The sequence below is a fragment of the Nocardia gamkensis NBRC 108242 genome (assembly GCF_001612985.1).
GTDB lineage: Bacteria > Actinomycetota > Actinomycetes > Mycobacteriales > Mycobacteriaceae > Nocardia > Nocardia gamkensis.
Genome location: NZ_BDBM01000008.1, coordinates 117165 through 133289, shown reverse-complemented (window position 1 = coordinate 133289; position 16125 = coordinate 117165). Strand labels below are relative to the sequence as shown.

The window sequence follows — 16125 nt, the reverse complement described above, 5'->3', positions numbered from 1 at the left end:
GAAGGCCGATCGAATGCCATCGGCCTGTGGCTGGTTCCCGGGCCCCCTCCCGGTGCCGATCCCGAGGGCCGGTGCTGCGGCCGGCCGCGGGGGCGAAGCGATGGTCGCCGACCGAAACGCCCGGACCGCGTACTTCTCGGCCCGCGTGCACGACGCGTTGTACGGCGCGGCGGACTCGGTGGCGGCCACCGGCCGTTGGCACAGACGGACGACCGGTGAACCGCCGGACCGGCGGGGTGCGATCGTCCATGGCTGGGAATTGCTGTTGGGCGAAGAAGGCGGTTACGCCGTCGCGCATGTGGAGCTGTCGAAGCAGCCGGTCGATGTGTTGTCCGAACTCACCGAAGTGCGAGGGGAGGGCCGCCGATGGTTGGCCGGACTCGTCGACGACGTATCGTTCGAGTCCGGGAGGCCTCGCGTCGTCACCCACCTCCGCTGGACGAACGATTCGATGCCGGAGCCGATTTCCGATCCGACGGCACTCGGTTCCTGGTCCACGTTGCAGCGATGGCAGTGGTTTCTGGCGTCCGGCACGTCGGTGGCGGACGGCCTGCCCGACCCCGGTGATCCCCGGATTTTCGTTGACGTCGTCCATCTGTCGGGGGATTGGCGCGCGTTGGTGCTGCGCGACGGCGTGACCTACACGGCACTGACATCGACCGGTGCCACCGAATTCCACACCGTCGCACGCGCTTACGTGCGGTCGATCCATGTGGACGCCGTTCTGCTCGGCTCCCTGCAACTGAACGCCTTGCACCGCATCGCGGATCGGATCGCGGACATCCGGGTCGACCGCACCGGCGCGGGGCCGGTCGAGTCGCTGGAAGCCGAGATCCTCGACACCCGCGCGAAGCTGTGGTGGAACAACATCTCCGAGCGTGGGGCGCAGGTCGCGGATGTGCTGCGCGCCTTCCAGAACCAGCATCGGATGACCGACCTCTACGCACAGGTCGTGGCGGACTTGGACGACATCTCCCGGTATCTGCAAGCCCGTCGCGCTCGACTGGAAGACGAGGCGATCACCGAAGCGCAGGCACGCAGGCGCCGCAGCGAGGAGCGTCATCGGGTGTCCGAGGACCGCGATCGCCGCAATCAGACCACCATCGCTGTCATCTCGTTTCTGCTCCTACCCTTCGCCGTCACCTTCAGCGGCGCCGCTGTGCTCACAGATCCGAGCGCGACCGCATTCGGTTGGAGTATCGCCGTGGCCATCGGGTTGTCTCTGGTCCTCGTCACCGTCTCCGCCTTACGTGACCGGTGACGTCAGAAATGGCGTTGTCGGCCTCATCGCATTTCTGGTGCCGGCCGAGTACGGTCACGTCATTATTTCCTATGCCGGTGGTATCGGCCTGCTCGCGCCGGCGATCGGGTATCTCACGAACAGCGACATCGTCATGGGCATCGGTGGTATCGGCATTGCCATCGCAGTCGTGGTGCTGATTCTCTTCGGATGGCTCGACCCGTGACGATCGGCGGCGCGTGCGAAGAATTGTCGGCGCCGAACATGGTTGTCGGTTGAACGGCCGACAGTGAATTCTCGTAGGAAAAGGTAGCATTGGCACGCCCGGGTGGCAGGTGAAAGGGAGTGGCACCGAATGAGTGAACCGAAGGCGACGATTCTTCCGGTGTATTTCGTCGCGGATGAATCGTATTCGATGGTCGACGACGTAGCGGATCTGAACACGGGCCTGACCAGCCTGCTCGACACCTTGCAGGGTGAATCCATGGCCGCGGCGAAGGTACGTTTCTGTGTGCTGGGGTTCTCCGACACCGCGGTCTGCTATCTGGAGCCCACCGATCTGCGGCATCTGGACGCCATGCCGGAACTGCGGGCTCGTGGTTCGACGTCGTTCGCTGCGGCATTCGCCGAATTGACCGATCGGATACCGCGCGATATCGCCGCGCTGAAATCCGACGGCTATCTGGTGAACCGGCCCGCGGTGTTCTTCCTCACCGACGGTGCGCCGAATCCGGGAGACGGCTGGGAAAGCGAACACGCGCGTTTGACAAGTTTCGCGGCGCGTCCCAACATTCTCGCGTTCGGCATCGGTCAGGCCGACGCCAACGTTATCAGGCGGGTCGCCACGAGCCCGAACTACGCGTTCATCACCGCCGCCGGGACCGATACAGGCGTCGCGATCTCGAAATTCATCACCGCGCTGACGCAATCGGTGATCAATTCGGGTCAGGCGTTGGCGACGGGCCAGGCGACGCTTCAGGTGGAGAAGCCGGACAACTTCGTCTCGCTCGCGGTGGACACGGTGTGATGCGCTTTCTGAGCAAGCGAGACAAGCAGCGAATGCCGGACGACTCCTCGCCGGCGCACACGGTTGATGTCGGGAATCCGGAACCGGTAAGTGAGCAAATCGCCTCGGCCCTACCCAGCCGGTTGCCGAGCGCGCCGATCGTCGTCGGCGATCCCACACCGGCGTTCGAGCCGAAAGCCGTCGGCGACGAATACGGCAGGACGCCGTACCGCGCGGACACCATGATCGACGGATGGTCGCGCGGTCCGTTCACGATCCGCGCGGCATCGGTGCGCGGATATCTGCACCGGTACAACGGTGCTCCGCGCCAGGACGATTTCGCCGTCACCGCCGCGCCGGATCGGGAACGACTGATCGTGGCCGTAGCCGACGGAGTGTCGGCGGCGCGGCATTCGCACATCGGCTCGACCACCGCCGTGCGCTACGCCACGCAGTGGCTGGAAGAGCAGCCCGCGCAGGAGTTCGGCGACATCGGCTGGCACTCGCTGTTCCAGAACACCGCGTGGATGTTGACCGAGCGGGCGGCTGCCGTCCTGTCGCTGCCGCAAGCGGATGCCGAGCAAGCCGAGCAAGCGCTGGCGACCACGCTGACGTGTGTGGTGTGCGAGCAGCACGCCGACGGCGGGTTGTCGGCGACGCTGGCCGGGGTCGGTGACTCCGGTGTGTGGTTGCTGTCGGGCGCGAGTTTCATTCCGGTGCTCGGCGGTAAGCCGGCTTCCGGCTCCGGGTTGACATCATCCGCGGTGAGCGGGCTGCCCAGGGTTCCGAACGAAGTCGAGCCAATCTCGGTGATCGTCGAGCCGGGTCAGGTGTTGCTGGTGGGCACCGACGGATTCGGGGATCCGCTCGGCAGCGGCGACGGCGAAGTCGGCGCGTTGTTCGCCTCGGTGCTCGCCGGTCGAGTGCCGTCGCAGCTGGAATTCGCGCACGCCCTGGACTTCTCGCGGGAGACCTTCGACGACGACCGCACATTGGTGGCCATCTGGCCGAGGGAGAACTGACGGGACGGGCAGTGACACAGCAGCGAGTGAAGGTCGGTCAGCTGGGCCCTTTGACCAAACTGGCTTCCGGCGGTCAGGGGGTGGTCTACAGCGCCCCCGGTGCGCGGATGAGATACGCGAAGGCGGTGGTGTACAAGGAGTACAAACCCGCTGTGCTGCCCAGCGTCTCGGTCGACGTGCTGGACGAGATGCCTGCCTATCTGGAATCGCTGCCCTTCGCCGAGGGCATGGATCTGCTCTCCCGGGTGGCGTGGCCGTGCCGGCTGGTGGAGGCGGACAACTCCACACAGGTGACCGGGTTCGTGATGCCCGCGATCCCGGACGAGTTCTTCATCGAGATGACCATGTCCTCGGCGGTGCAGTCGAAGACCGCGGAGTTCCAGCACCTGCTCAACGGTGACGCCTTCCTCGCGAGGCGGAGCATCCCCTTGACCGAACGGCACCGCTACGAATTGCTGGCGGACGCCGCCGAGGCGCTGACGATTCTGCATCGCCACCACATCGCGGTCGGTGACCTGTCGCCGAAGAACCTGCTGTTCTCGTTGCAGCCGGACCGGAAGGTGTACTTCATCGACTGCGATGCCATGCGACTGCGCTCCCGGTCGGTGTCCGCGCAGGTCGAGACTCCGGACTGGGAGGTCCGGGTGATCAATCCAGGAGAGGAACTGGCGACCGACCGATCGGATGCCTACAAATTCGGCTTGCTCGTCCTGCGGCTGCTGGCCGGAGACCAGAGCACCCGCGATCCGCACCGGGTGCCCGCCGCCGTGCCGAGTGCGGTCCGGGTGCTGGTCGACGCGGCCTTGTCCGCCACGCCGGGGCAGCGGCCCCGCCCGGCGGACTGGCTTCCGGCGCTCACCGACGCGGCCACCCAGGCGACGACCCGAACGCCCTCGCCGCCACCACGAACAACGCGCACACCATCATGGCGCGGCCCGGCCCCCACCGGCGGGGCCGGTACGCCGGTACTACCACCCGCGCAGGTGGCTCCGCCTCGGCCCGCTCGCCGCCGCCCGTTCTACCGGCGCATTTCGACGCGCGTGAAAGTGATCGCCGGGATAGCCGTCGTTCTCGTCATCGTCGGCTTGCTGACCAGCAAGACGTCGGGCGGCAACAATCCCGGCCCGGCAGGCGATCGGGCACCGGCCGTGGCGGCGATCCCGGCGACCGTGACTTCGACGATCGCGGTGGGGGCGCAACCGTGGGGCGTCGCGGTCGATCCGAACACCGAAAGCGTCTTTGTCACCAACAGCGCGGGCAACTCGGTTTCGGTGATCAATACCCGGACGTCCGCCGCCGCGTCGGTCACCGCGCCGGGCATGGTGAAACCGGCCGCGGTCGCGATCGACGCGGCAGCGGGCATCGCCTATGTCACCAATGCCGGAAGCGGCTCGGTATCCCTGATCAATACGCGTAGCCGGGCAGTGGTCGGAAGTATCGCGGTCGGGGCGGGGCCGTACGGCATCGCCGTCGACTCCGCCGCGCGCACCGCCTTCGTCACGAACTTCGAGGCGAACACGGTGTCGGTGATCGACACCGGGGCCAGGGTGGTCACCGCGACGATCCCGGTCGGCAGCCATCCCTATGGCGTGGCCGTGGATCCCGGTACGCGCGGCGTCTTCGTCGCCAACGCGGGCCCGCCCGGCGCGGTCGATCACACGGTGTCGGTCATCGACCCCGTCGCGTCGGCCGTGGTCGCCACCATCAATGTCGGTAACCAGCCGTGGGGTGTGGCGATCGACGCCGATACGCGAACCGCGTACGTCACCAATCACGCCGACGGCACCGTCTCGGTGATCGACATCCGAACCCGCGCGGTCACCGCGACGCTGCGCGTCGGGCTCGGGCCGGTCGGTGTGGCGGTGGATCAACCCGGGCGGACGGTGTATGTCACCAACCACGGTCTCGATGACGCGCGTACCGGCAACACCATTTCTTCGATCGACACCCGGACCCGCAAGGCAGGCAATTCGATCCGGGTCGGGGCCCGCCCGCACGGTGTTGTCGTCGATCCCGCCGGCAGAAACGTCTATGTCACGAATTTCACCGACGGCACACTGTCCGTGATCGGTGACTGATGCCGATACACAACATCCATAAGGGGAGAACGCGCTGGTCACGGCTCGGTGTGGCGGTGGTCGTCGCGTACGCGACCGTTGTCGTCGCGGGCAGCGGAACCGAGTCGGGCACGCACGAGCCGCCCGCAGGACCGAGTGAATCGACTGCCCTCGGCCGGAGGCTGGAGCCGATCGTGCGCGGCGTTCTCGATTCGATGCTCGTTCCCGGCGCGGTGGTCTACGTGCGCACACCGGACACCGTCTGGCGTCAGGCGTTCGGGACGCGGACCGCCGGGCAGGACGACCCGATCACGGTGGACGATTTCTTCCGGGTCGGTTCCACTACGAAGACGATGGTCGGCACCGTCGCACTGCAACTGGTCCGGGAAGGCAAGCTGGCACTGGACGATCCGGTGTCGAAGTACCGGCCGGGCGTTCCGAACGGCGCGCGGATCACGATCACCGAGCTGCTGAACATGCGCAGCGGATTGTTCAGCTACAACGAGGCGCCACGGCTCGCGCGAGCGATGGACGAGGATCCCGGGCGCACATGGCAGCCCGAAGAGCTCTTGCGGCTGGGTTTCTCGTCGCCGCCGTATTTCGAACCCGACGCGGAGTTCCGCTATTCGAATACGAATACGATCCTTTTGGCGTCGCTGCTCGAGCAGATCACCGGGGAGGATATCCGCTCGTTGCTCATGGATCGGATCTTCCGCCCGCTCGGCCTGGCGAAGACGTCCTTTCCGGCACCCGGTGACGCGTCCCTGCCCGCGCCGTCACCGCATGGATACCTGTACGGCACCAATGTGGAGGCGCTCGCGTCGCCGCGGTTGCCCGACGACGAAGTCCTGGCAGCCCGAGCGGGCACCTTACTGCCGACCGATGTGACGAATCTGGATCCTTCATGGATCGGGGCCGCGGGAGCGGCGATCTCCACCGCGGAAGACCTGGCCGCCTATGTCCGGAAGCTGGTCGGCGGCGACGAATTGCTCGGGTCCGGGCTTCAGCGACAGCGCCTCGACAGTGCGGCTCCGCTGAACCGGAGCGATCCGGCGGGCATCCATTACGGTCTCGGGCTGGAGTCGTTCGGGCCGATGATGGGCCACGACGGGGCCATTCCGGGTTTTCAGACGTTCATGGGCTACGACCCCGTCACGGACATCACCATCATCGTGCTGTGCACGTTGCGCGACGGGCCCGCCGGTGGAAGGCCCGCGAACGAGATCGCCTACGGCTTCGTCCGCACGCTGATCGGTGGTTGACTCGGAGTCGCGGTGGCCGAGCGTCTGCGTTCGCGGGCCGATCGTCCGGCGAAACGGTTCATGATCGGCTTGTCCATGCCGTGATAGATGGCTGCCGCGGCAAGGATGGATGCCACGAGAGTGACCGTCGCCCACATCGCCCAGCCGCCGATCGAGTATCGCCGGCCGCCGATGAACAGCCGGGTGATGATCACCATGACCGGGAACTGGATCATGTAGAACGCGTAGGAGATGTCACCGAGCCAGATCAGTGGGCGGCGGGCGTTGAGACCGGAGAGGCCCGCGAGGTCGCGGGCGGCCAGGGTGGCCACCACCGCCGCCATCGGACCCACCAGCAGCGCCGACATCTTGTAGTTCACCGGAACGAACCAGGTGGCGGCGTAGCCGAGCGCGAGCGCCGTCAGCGGCATGGTCAGCCGGATGTTGCGCCACAGCCCTTCGGCGACCAGGCGAGCGGCGAGGACTCCCGAGTAGAACTCGGGCAGTCGAGATACCGGGAAAAGGTAACTGAGCCAATACGACGGCGGTATCGGAATATCGCGTTGCGCGAACCATTGTGGTGAGGCGTGGATTTCGAACTCGGGGGAGACCTCACCCCGGAGCAGCCTCGGAGCGAAGGTGTTGGCGATTCCCTTGGGCCCGTCGGCGCAGAGGTAGAAGCCGGTGTGCAAGGCGAGGATCAAGACGAGCAGCGCCGCTATCGCCCACCACAGTCTGTGCCGCGGAATCCGGGCGACAGCCGGTGCGACAAGGGGGAAACTGAGGTAGAAGAGCAGTTCCGCACACAGCGACCAGGACGGCACATTGAGCCCTCCCAGCGTGGTCCACTTCGGCACCCAGGTGTGCACCAGCAGAAGGTTCGGCGCCCACACCACCGGACGGGCCAGCGGTACGCCCGCCGCGACGACGAATACCAGTGCGGCGACCAAGTGGGTCGGGTAGATCTTCAGGATCCGGCGGCGATAGAACAGCCGGACCGACTTACCGTCGCGGCACGACCAGTAGATGACGAAGCCGGACAGCACGAAGAAGAAGGTCACCCCCGCCGCGCCCAATTGCATGGGAACGAAGCCGTGGATGGTGCGGAACAGCTGTGACTTCTGGAAGGGGTAGACCGGAAGGAACACCAGTGCGTGCAAGACGAATACCGCGAAGGCCGCCCACCATCGAGCGCCGGTGAGGGCGGGCAGTTCGGTGCCTGGACGGTGGTCGGGCAGCATGGGCGAGGCCTGCTCAGAGCCCGAATTGCTGTCGCATCCGGTCGGCGACGACGCCGTTGCCCCGCGCGTTGGGATGTACCGGTGCGCCGTCGAACGGTGAGTCGGCGCCGGCAAGGCCGCTGATCCACGGATCGTCCGAACAACTGGCGTGCCCCGTGGTGACGGCGCGCAGGTCGACGAATTCGATCCCCAACAGCCCTGCGGCCGTCCGCTGCGCGTCCTGGACCCGATCGAGGTACGCGATATAGCCTTCCGCGCGCGGCTGGACGACCCGCCCGGCCACAGCGAGATCCATGCACGCGGTCGACTGTCCCGCCGGGAACACTTCCGGATACCCCACGAGTGCCACCCGGGCCTTCGGTGCGTAGTAACGCACGAACGTGACGACCTCGCGTACCCGATCGGCGTAACCGGAGCCGGTCACCGCGCGGTAGTCGGGCAGCCGGTTCTGATCGGCGGCGTCGAACCCGCACCCGACCACGATATTGAGTAGACAGTCGGTCGAGGGGAACGCCGTTCCGGTCGAGTTGCCCCACACGTCGTTCAGTCCGGCTTGGATCAGGACGACCCGGGTGTCGGGCCCGAAACCACCCTGTGCGAACGCCTTTCGTGCCTGGTGCACAAGCGTCCAGCCGTTGCCGGTGTCGATCGTGCCACCGTTGCAGGACACGTCGAGGAATTGGGCCGTCCCGGCCGGCTGTGTCGCCGCCGCGAGTTGGTTCGGCCAGGAAGAGGGCGAACGGGTGCATCCGTCGTCGGCGTGGCCCAGGACGGGGGCGGTCGCCGTGAACGAATCGCCCAGAACGACCAGTGTGGTCCCGCCGGCCGGATCGGCCACGGCGGTCGTGCCAGGGATCAGGACGGCCAACGACACCGCCGCGAGCATCGCGGTGACCGTCGACCTCCCTCGGAGCGACCTCATCACACACCCAATCTTTCGATGGCACAGGAGGATCCAGTATCGCGTCGCCGCGCCGTCCGCCGCTGTCGGTCGAACGGAGGACTGCCCTCGATGAGGCCCGCGATTAGCCTGGCACCGTGCGCACCAGCCGATTCGGATCTCGCCGATTGCTGATCGCGACCGGTTTCGCCGTCCTCGCGATCGGGGGTTGCGGCGAGCCGTCCGAGCCGTCGCCTGTCGGCGCTGTCTCGCCGACGTCGGTTACGGATCCGGCGCCGGTCGCGGAGCCCGCGCCGCCGATCGTTTCGGAAGCCGCGAACCGGCCGCCGGAAGCCGCTGCGCCCGAAGCCGCCGTGCCGGAGGTCGTCGCGTCCGAAGCAGCCGTACCGGAAGCCGCTGCTCCGCCGCCGGTCGAGGCTCCCGTCGTACGGGTCCCGCAGCCCGCGCCGCAGCCGAAACCGGTGCAGCCGCCGCCGGCCGAGCCGCCCTCTCTCCCCGACCCCGGTTTCGAGCCGCGCTCTGGATACTGATCGGCCGCTCGTGCGGCGATTTACCCGTAGTGGCGGGAAGTGACTCGTCCAGCTCGCTGCGGCATCCGTCAGGTCACCCACGACGGCAGCGGTCAGGAAACGGCGGCCTCGCGGCGCAGGCGGAAGAGCGAGGGTCCGCCGTAAAGGCACCAGGCGGCGATCACCGGGTCGCAGATCGCGCAGCCCAGGGAGGAGTCGTGCGCGAACGGGATGATGGGACTCCCTTTGAAGTGGTGCAACAGGTCCCAGGCGGTATGCAGAAGCCAGGCGATGCCGATGAACGTCCAGGACTCCAGTCCCCGGTAGGCGCAGTAGGTGACGGCGGCGGTGAAGACGAATTCCCAGCCGCCGAATCCGCCTCCGCTGAGGTAGGCGGCTCCCGCGCCGGCGACCATGACGGCGTTGAAACGGCGGCGATGCGGCTCGGGAATCGCCGACATGGCCAGCGCGTACAGGACGCCGATCAGTATCGGCGCGACATAACTCATGATCGGCGGACTCCTTATGAGCAGGGTCTTCGGCGAATCGAATGTATCGACGAGGCCCGTTGCCGCCCAGTGGCATTCGAGCCACGTCCCACCGGGAATTCGCCAAACGGCGCAGTTCTCTCCGTCGGATGACGGCGTGTCCGGTTGTGGATGTGGCAGGTGGGGGGAGTCACAGGACGATTGATGACGTCGGGGACGGGTATGCGGCGGATGTCAGCCGACTAATCAATGGGAGGTATGTGATGCCGGAGCATCAGAGCGGACCCCGGGAAGCTGTCGAGGGTGTCGTCGAGGACATCAAGGGGAAGGCGAAGGAAGCCGCTGGCGTCGTCACCGGTGACGAGAACCTGAAGAAAGAGGGTCGCGCCCAGCAGGACAAGGCCGAGTCCCAGCGGGACGCGGCGCAGAAGGAAGCCGAGGCCGAAAAGGCCCGTGCGGACGCGGATCTCGACGAGGCGCGGCAGAACGCGTACGAGAGCGGCAAGGACGTCTAGCTCCCGTCGGGAGCTCCGATGTGGCGGAGCGATCCGGTCCCGGTCGGCGGTGAATTGCCGCCGACCGGGCCGCCCTCAGCAATTACTCGGTGCGGGCATGTCGTGCAGGCGCGCGTCCAACCAATCGAGCGCGGACGGGATTCCGAGTACGGCGGCGGACAAATGGTCCGGGCTGAGGAATTTCTCGTATTGCACGCGCACGCCCGCACGGCAATACCGCCCGAGCGTGGCATCGACCGACTCCACCGGGATCAGCGCGTCGTTCTCCGCGCGCCATTGGTAGAGCGGCACGGCCGGAATACCGTCGTAGAGTTCCAGACTGTTCTCCTCGAGCACCCCGCGAGCGCGCGGGTCGTCGGCCAGCGAATTCGAGGCCGCCACGTCCACGATGCCGCGCCCTGCGCCTGCCAGGAGGATCTCGTTCGTGCAACTGTCGGCGATCCTGTTGCGCACCGCCAATCCGACCGAATTCAGTTGCTCGCTCACCGGCAGCCGTGCCGGGTATTCCCGCTCCAGTCCGAGGGCCGCCGCGAAGGCGAGGCCGAATGCCGCGTGCGGCGCGTAGCCCAGACCCTCGATCATCTTGACCAGATTCATCGGCACCCCGCCCGCCGCCACCCCGGCGAGCGGCAGTTCCGGCGCGTAGGTCGGCGCCAGCGCGGCCGCCCACGAACTCGCCATGCCGCCGCCGGAGTAGCCGAGCAGGGCGATCGGGCTGTCCACCAGTCCCAGTTCCGCGACCCGCCGGGCGGCGCGCAGACCGTCCAGGGTGATCATGCCACCGAGTTTCGCGGCACCGTAGGCGCTGGTCGGGCCCAGATGATCGGGGAGAGCGACCGACCAGCCGCGCAGCAGCAGGGCGTTGAGCGCGGGTGCTTCGCGCACCGCCAGGTTGGGATCGCTGGTGTAGAGCACACGCGAGACCGAGCACTGGGTGCCGAGTGCGTTGATGATGTGCTGGTAGGACAGCAGCGGCCGACCGGGGGTGGGATTCGGCGGAGTCAGCACGGTAGTGGTGGCCGCGATCGCGTCGCCCACGGAGTTGGTGGAGCGGAACTTGAGCATCGTGACCGTCGAGCCCGGGAATACGGGCAGTGCGGGCATCTGCCGTACGGCGAGGACATCGCCGGGTGCGGCGCGATCCAGGCCGGCCGGGGTGGCGTAGAACGGATCCGGATCGGGTGCGGGATAGATCGGCTGCGCTGCGGCTTGCGGTGTGATCACGCAGAGCGCGGCCGCGGCGGTGGCGATGACCAATCGAAGCATGGTTTTCGACGACTCCCATTCATCACGACGTGCTGTTCCGTAACGCTGGTGTGCTGAAGTCGAATGCTCCCGGCCGCCGGTCGCTTTGACCGATGCCTGGACCTGCACACTGTAGGGGACGATCGAAAAAAGCCGAGGTAGCCGCGCCGCTTGTCGACGCAGGGGCGCGCCGTCCCCCGGTCGGCTACCGTGGCCCGGTGCTTCTGCTGGTCGGTGTGGTCCTGCTCGGTGTGTTCGCGGTGCGATTCGGCAGGGACCGCAGGCGGCTGGGACATGGAGTGCTGCTGCTTCTCGGGGCGGGGTTCGTCGGCGCGTGGGCGGTGGGCCGGGTGGCCGAAGGGGATCTGCCGGTGGTGCTCGCACCGCTGCTGGTGCTCCTGTCGCCGCTGCTGGTCTTGGTGCTCGCCGGGTTGTCGATCGCCAACGGCGCGCAATTGGTGCGTCGAGAGGGGTGGCGTCTGCCGAATCTGCTGCCGCTCGGGCTCGGCTTCGGGCTGCTGGTGCCCTATGTGGTGCTGGCTCTCGCCTTGGTGACCGAAAATCGCTGGCTGGTAGTGCTGCTGGCCTCGCTGACGATGGCGATCAGCTACGTCGGTTTCCTGTTCGCGGCGTTCCTGTTGTATTCGCTCTGCTACGGCCTGCTGTCCTATCGTCCCGAGATGGACGCGATCGTGGTGCACGGCGCCGGGTTGGTCGACGGCGAGGTGCCGCCGTTGCTGGCCGCGCGCCTGGATCGCGCGATCGAGGTCTACCGTGGCGAAGCCGACGCGGGACGCGCCCCGCTGTTGATCGCCAGTGGCGGCAGGGGTTCCGATGAGGAGGTTTCCGAGGCGTCGGCGATGGCGGACTACCTGATCCGCCATGGGGTGCCCGAAGACCACGTGGTGCTGGAGGATCGCTCGGAAACCACCGAGGAGAATCTGCTCTTCACCAAGCGGCTGCTCGGCGAGCGCGGCGCCACCACGCGCATGGTGCTGGTGACGAGCAATTTCCACGTGCTGCGCACGGCGATCCTGGCGCGCCGCCTCCGCCTGGATGCCGAGGTGACGGGCGCCAGGACCGCCTTCTACTACCTGCCGAGCGCTTTCCTGCGCGAATTCGCGGCGTTGCTGGTGGCCTACAAGTGGAGCAATGTGCTCATGGGCCTCGCGTCGGCGGCGCTGCCGCCCCTCGTGCTGCTGGCCACCGGCCGATGACTCAGCCGAAGCTCTTGTGCGGAACGCCCACGGTCAGACCGCCGTCGACGATGAACTCGGCACCGGTGGAGTACGACGACTCGTCGCTGGCCAGGTAGGTCACCAGCGCGGAGACCTCGGCCGGGTCGGCGGCGCGACCGAGCGGGATCTGCAGGAAGTCCTCGGGGATGTTCTCCGTCATCGGAGTGCGAATCATGCCGGGATGCACGGAATTCACCCGGATCTTGTACTGCGCCAGTTCGAGCGCGGTGGACTTGGTGAGCCCCCGCACGGCGAACTTGGTGGCCGTGTAGCCGTGCAGGCCCGGGCTGCCGCGCATGCCCTCGACGGAGGAGATGTTGACGATCGAGCCGCCGCCCGCCTCGATCATCGCGGGCGTGGCGGCCTGCATGCCGAGGAACGTGCCGGTGAGGTTGATGTCGATGATCCGCTGCCATTCGGCCAGTTCGAACGCGACGAGCAGGTTGCCGTTCACGATGCCCGCGTTGTTCACCAGGACGCTCAGCGACCCGTACCGCTGTACCGCCTCGTCGACGGCCTTGCGCCAGTCGCCCGGCTCGCGCACGTCGAGGTGGACGTAGGCGGCGTTGTCGCCGAGTTCCGCGGCGACCGCGGTGCCCTCGTCGTCGAGCACGTCGCCCAGCACCACGCGCGCGTCCTCGGCGACCAGGGCCCTGGCGTGCGCCGCGCCCATGCCGCGCGCTCCGCCGCTGATCAACGCCACTTTGCCGGTCAACCGCCCCATCCGGGGTACCTCCGTCTCTCGAACTGTCTGTAACACGTTACAGAAACGCGCCTGGTGGGCGCGTCTCGCGACGGTAACCCAGGTAGTCGCTGGGAAGTGGTCGGTGACGCTGCCGGGCCCGGTGAGTGGGACATCGGACGCCTCGGCCTCGGGGAGCCGGTAACGAGCGGAGGGGTGTAGGTCGATCCGCGGCGTGTCGGCACGTTCGCCGATGTGGCGCGAAGGCGATCGTGTGCCTCGGCTAGGAGCGCCTCGCGTCCGTCCGGTCCAACGCTGTGTCATGCTTATGTAGAACGCGTTCTAAGAGTGTCTTCGGTGTGACCGCTCGGGAGGTGCGTCATGACGAACCCCGGCCGAAGCACGACGCGGTTCGGTGGACGTTTCCGGGTGCCCGACATCGCCGAGGTGCCCGGTGGGCGCCTGGTCGAACTGCCGGGCCGGGGCCGGACCTACGTGGTCGACATCCCGGGCCCGGAGGGCGCGCCCGCGCTCGTGCTGCTGCACGCCACGGCCTGTACCGCGTACCTCACCTGGTTCCCGTCGCTGGCGGCGCTGGCCCAGCGGTACCGGGTGATCCTGTTCGACCAGCGCTGGCACGGGCGCGGCATCCGCTCCGAGCGGTTCACCCTGGAGGACTGCGCCGACGACGTGGTGGCCGTGCTCGACGCGCTGCGACTGGACCGGGCCATCTGCGCGGGGTTCTCGCTGGGCGGGATCGTCGGCCTGCTGGCGGCGAATCGCCATCCGGACCGGGTGAGCGGACTGGTGCTCTGCGCGACGCCCTATCGGTTCCGCGAGAAATGGCGCGAGCACGCTTTTCACCGAACGTTCGCGGCCTTCGCCGCCGCCGTGGGGCCCTACTCCTACCGCCGGGCCGAGAAGCTCGCCGGGCGTCTGCCCGAGCTCCCGGTGGTCACTTGGACGCCGGGGCGATTGGATCGCTGGGCACTGGGCGAGTTCCGCAGTACCAGTGGTTGGGCGCTCACCCAGGTGCTCGCCGCGGTCGGGCGCTTCGACGCGACCGCGTGGCTGCCGAGCCTGACGATGCCGACCGCCGTGGTCGTCACGACCCGGGACCGGGCGGTCCCGGTCTACCGGCAGGTCGAGATGGCGACCATGATCCCGGGGGCGAGCACGCACCGTGTCGCGGCCGGGCACGCGTGTTGCGTGCTCGAGGCCGATCGTTTCGTCCCGGTGTTGCTCGAAGCCTGCGAGGCCGTCGCGGCGAAGATCTGACGGGTGCTCGGTCCTGTCCGGCGGCGATGGCGGACAGTCGACCGGCACTCAGCCCGATGTCCGCGCCGCGGAGAGCAATTCGGAGACCACGCCGGGAACAGCGTCGGTGAGCGCCCCGATGTCGGGCACCAGTTCCTTGCAGGCGATGAAACCGAAGTTCAGCTTGTCGTTGTTCGACAGCACGGTCACCGTCAGGCCCGCGCCGTGGAACACCGGCCCGAACGGGTACATCCCGTCCACCCGGAAGCCGAGGAAGTACAGCGGCATCGCGGGGCCGGGCACGTTGGACACCACCAGGTTGTGCACCACGGGGTGCACCTCCGCCAGTTTGAGCGACGAGTACATCCGCGCCGCGAGCCGGAAGGTGTTCGGCGGAGCGTATTTCGACCAGTCCTGCAGGAAGTCCGCACCTATCACCTCGTGCTCTTCCTTGGCCCCTCGGTTGGCCTCGGCCACCTCGCGCAAGCGTTCCACCGGGTCGGCGATGTCGGTGCCGAGCGTCGCGAACAGCGCGGAAACCTTGTTGACGCCCGCGGTGTGCCGGGTCGACTCGTGCACGGACACCGGCACGGAGGCGATGAGTGAGCGATCCGGCAACTCGTCGCGTGCGGCCAGATAGGTGCGCAGCGCACCGGCGACGACGGTCAGCACCACGTCGTTCATCTTGACGCCGAACGCGGAGCGGATCTCCTTGATGGCATCGAGTTCGGCGTCGGTGAACGCGACGGCGCGATGCGGGGTGATGGCGAGATTGAAGGGCGTGCGGGGAGCGGAGAACGGTACCGCCATGCCCGCCTTGTTCTTGCGGCGGCGCTGCGCGAAGCTCGCGACGATACCGACGGTTTTCGGCAGCATGCCGACGATGCCCGCCCTGGCCGGGAACTTCACCACCGCTTCGGCGAGCAGTTGCCAGTCGTTCGGTTTCGGGTCGGGGCGCCACTGCTGGTCGGGGACCTCTTTGGCGGCGCCCGGTTCCGGATCGCACAGGTGCATCATCAGGTTGGCGCCGGTGATGCCGTCCACGGCGGCGTGGTGGTATTTGCAGACCACCGCGACCTTTCCGTCGTCGAGGCCTTCCACCACCGACATCTCCCACAGCGGCCGATCGCGGTCCATAGGGCGGCCGGCGATGTCCCCGACGAGTTCGGCGAGTTCCCGGCGCCCGGCGGGGGGCGCGATCGCGATCCGGCGCACGTGGTAGTCGAGATCGAAATTCGCGTCCTCCACCCAGACGGGATGGTCGAGATTCAACGGCACCTCGTACACGCGACGGCGCATCTGCGGAATCAGCGGAATCCGCCGGGCCAGTTCGGCTTTGAAGCTCTCGAACGAGTAGTCACCCGACGACGGGTCGAGGATCAGCAGCGCGCACACGTGCAGATGCTGGGTTCCGGTTTCCAGGTAGAGAAAGCTGGCATCCAATCCGGTCAATCGTTCCATAGCAAAAGCCTACTAGAACATG

The 16125-nt window shown here is 67.4% G+C and carries 16 protein-coding genes; 10 read left to right on the top strand and 6 right to left on the bottom strand.

Going from position 1 to position 16125, the window contains the following annotated elements; genetic code table 11:
* The first annotated feature begins 100 nt into the window (after positions 1 to 100).
* From NG1_RS09705 to NG1_RS09680, 6 genes are all read left to right on the top strand, one after another.
* Positions 101 to 1261: a hypothetical protein gene (locus NG1_RS09705; RefSeq protein ID WP_157113949.1), complete on the top strand. Its 1161-nt coding sequence runs from the start codon at positions 101 to 103 to the stop codon at positions 1259 to 1261.
* Positions 1251 to 1466, top strand: coding sequence for a hypothetical protein (locus NG1_RS09700; RefSeq protein ID WP_062969715.1), 216 nt, complete (start codon positions 1251 to 1253; stop codon positions 1464 to 1466). Before NG1_RS09705 ends, NG1_RS09700 begins: the two co-directional genes overlap by 11 nt.
* Before the next feature lie 129 nt (positions 1467 to 1595).
* A complete protein-coding gene (locus tag NG1_RS09695) occupies positions 1596 to 2267 on the top strand; it encodes a vWA domain-containing protein (RefSeq protein ID WP_040865669.1) in 672 nt (223 codons plus the stop codon).
* Entirely contained in the window at positions 2267 to 3268 is a 1002-nt protein-coding gene (locus NG1_RS09690) for a protein phosphatase 2C domain-containing protein (RefSeq protein WP_062969714.1), read from the top strand. Before NG1_RS09695 ends, NG1_RS09690 begins: the two co-directional genes overlap by 1 nt.
* 11 nt (positions 3269 to 3279) lie before the next feature.
* Positions 3280 to 5346, top strand: coding sequence for a YVTN family beta-propeller repeat protein (locus tag NG1_RS09685; RefSeq protein WP_157113947.1), 2067 nt, complete (start codon positions 3280 to 3282; stop codon positions 5344 to 5346).
* Positions 5346 to 6587 carry a serine hydrolase domain-containing protein gene (locus NG1_RS09680; RefSeq protein WP_084498810.1) on the top strand — a complete coding sequence of 414 codons (1242 nt, stop codon included), beginning with the start codon at positions 5346 to 5348 and terminating at the stop codon, positions 6585 to 6587. Before NG1_RS09685 ends, NG1_RS09680 begins: the two co-directional genes overlap by 1 nt.
* Here the strand turns inward: NG1_RS09680 and NG1_RS09675 are convergent.
* Positions 6554 to 7807 carry an acyltransferase family protein gene (locus tag NG1_RS09675; protein ID WP_062969711.1) on the bottom strand — a complete coding sequence of 418 codons (1254 nt, stop codon included), beginning with the start codon at positions 7805 to 7807 and terminating at the stop codon, positions 6554 to 6556. The genes NG1_RS09680 and NG1_RS09675 overlap by 34 nt on opposite strands.
* A gap of 13 nt (positions 7808 to 7820) precedes the next feature.
* A complete protein-coding gene (locus NG1_RS09670) occupies positions 7821 to 8681 on the bottom strand; it encodes an SGNH/GDSL hydrolase family protein (protein WP_168434108.1) in 861 nt (286 codons plus the stop codon).
* Between the two features lie 194 nt (positions 8682 to 8875).
* On the opposite strand from NG1_RS09670, the gene NG1_RS09665 reads away from it, so the two are divergent.
* Complete coding sequence (locus NG1_RS09665) at positions 8876 to 9238, top strand: hypothetical protein (protein ID WP_157113945.1); 363 nt, start codon at positions 8876 to 8878, stop codon at positions 9236 to 9238.
* Positions 9239 to 9330: 92 nt separating this feature from the next.
* On the opposite strand, the gene NG1_RS09660 is transcribed toward NG1_RS09665, so the two are convergent.
* Complete coding sequence (locus NG1_RS09660; RefSeq protein ID WP_062969708.1) at positions 9331 to 9726, bottom strand: DUF6010 family protein; 396 nt, start codon at positions 9724 to 9726, stop codon at positions 9331 to 9333.
* A 242-nt stretch (positions 9727 to 9968) separates the two neighbouring features.
* Here NG1_RS09660 and mbp1 point away from each other — a divergent pair, with 242 nt between their 5' ends.
* On the top strand, positions 9969 to 10220 hold the full coding sequence (mbp1, locus tag NG1_RS09655) for a microaggregate-binding protein 1 (protein ID WP_062969707.1): 252 nt from the start codon (positions 9969 to 9971) through the stop codon (positions 10218 to 10220).
* 75 nt (positions 10221 to 10295) lie between these two features.
* On the opposite strand, the gene NG1_RS09650 is transcribed toward mbp1, so the two are convergent.
* Positions 10296 to 11486 (bottom strand): lipase family protein, encoded by a 1191-nt coding sequence (locus tag NG1_RS09650; protein WP_062969706.1) that lies wholly within the window; start codon positions 11484 to 11486, stop codon positions 10296 to 10298.
* 197 nt (positions 11487 to 11683) lie between these two features.
* On the opposite strand from NG1_RS09650, the gene NG1_RS09645 reads away from it, so the two are divergent.
* Entirely contained in the window at positions 11684 to 12682 is a 999-nt protein-coding gene (locus NG1_RS09645; RefSeq protein WP_062969705.1) for a YdcF family protein, read from the top strand.
* Position 12683: 1 nt separating this feature from the next.
* Here the strand turns inward: NG1_RS09645 and NG1_RS09640 are convergent, their stop codons facing one another.
* A complete protein-coding gene (locus tag NG1_RS09640; protein ID WP_062969704.1) occupies positions 12684 to 13427 on the bottom strand; it encodes a glucose 1-dehydrogenase in 744 nt (247 codons plus the stop codon).
* Positions 13428 to 13766: 339 nt separating this feature from the next.
* On the opposite strand from NG1_RS09640, the gene NG1_RS09635 reads away from it, so the two are divergent.
* Entirely contained in the window at positions 13767 to 14663 is an 897-nt protein-coding gene (locus NG1_RS09635; protein ID WP_062969703.1) for an alpha/beta fold hydrolase, read from the top strand.
* Positions 14664 to 14711: 48 nt separating this feature from the next.
* Here the strand turns inward: NG1_RS09635 and NG1_RS09630 are convergent, their stop codons facing one another.
* Positions 14712 to 16103 carry a WS/DGAT/MGAT family O-acyltransferase gene (locus NG1_RS09630; protein ID WP_062969702.1) on the bottom strand — a complete coding sequence of 464 codons (1392 nt, stop codon included), beginning with the start codon at positions 16101 to 16103 and terminating at the stop codon, positions 14712 to 14714.
* Positions 16104 to 16125 lie beyond the last annotated feature (22 nt).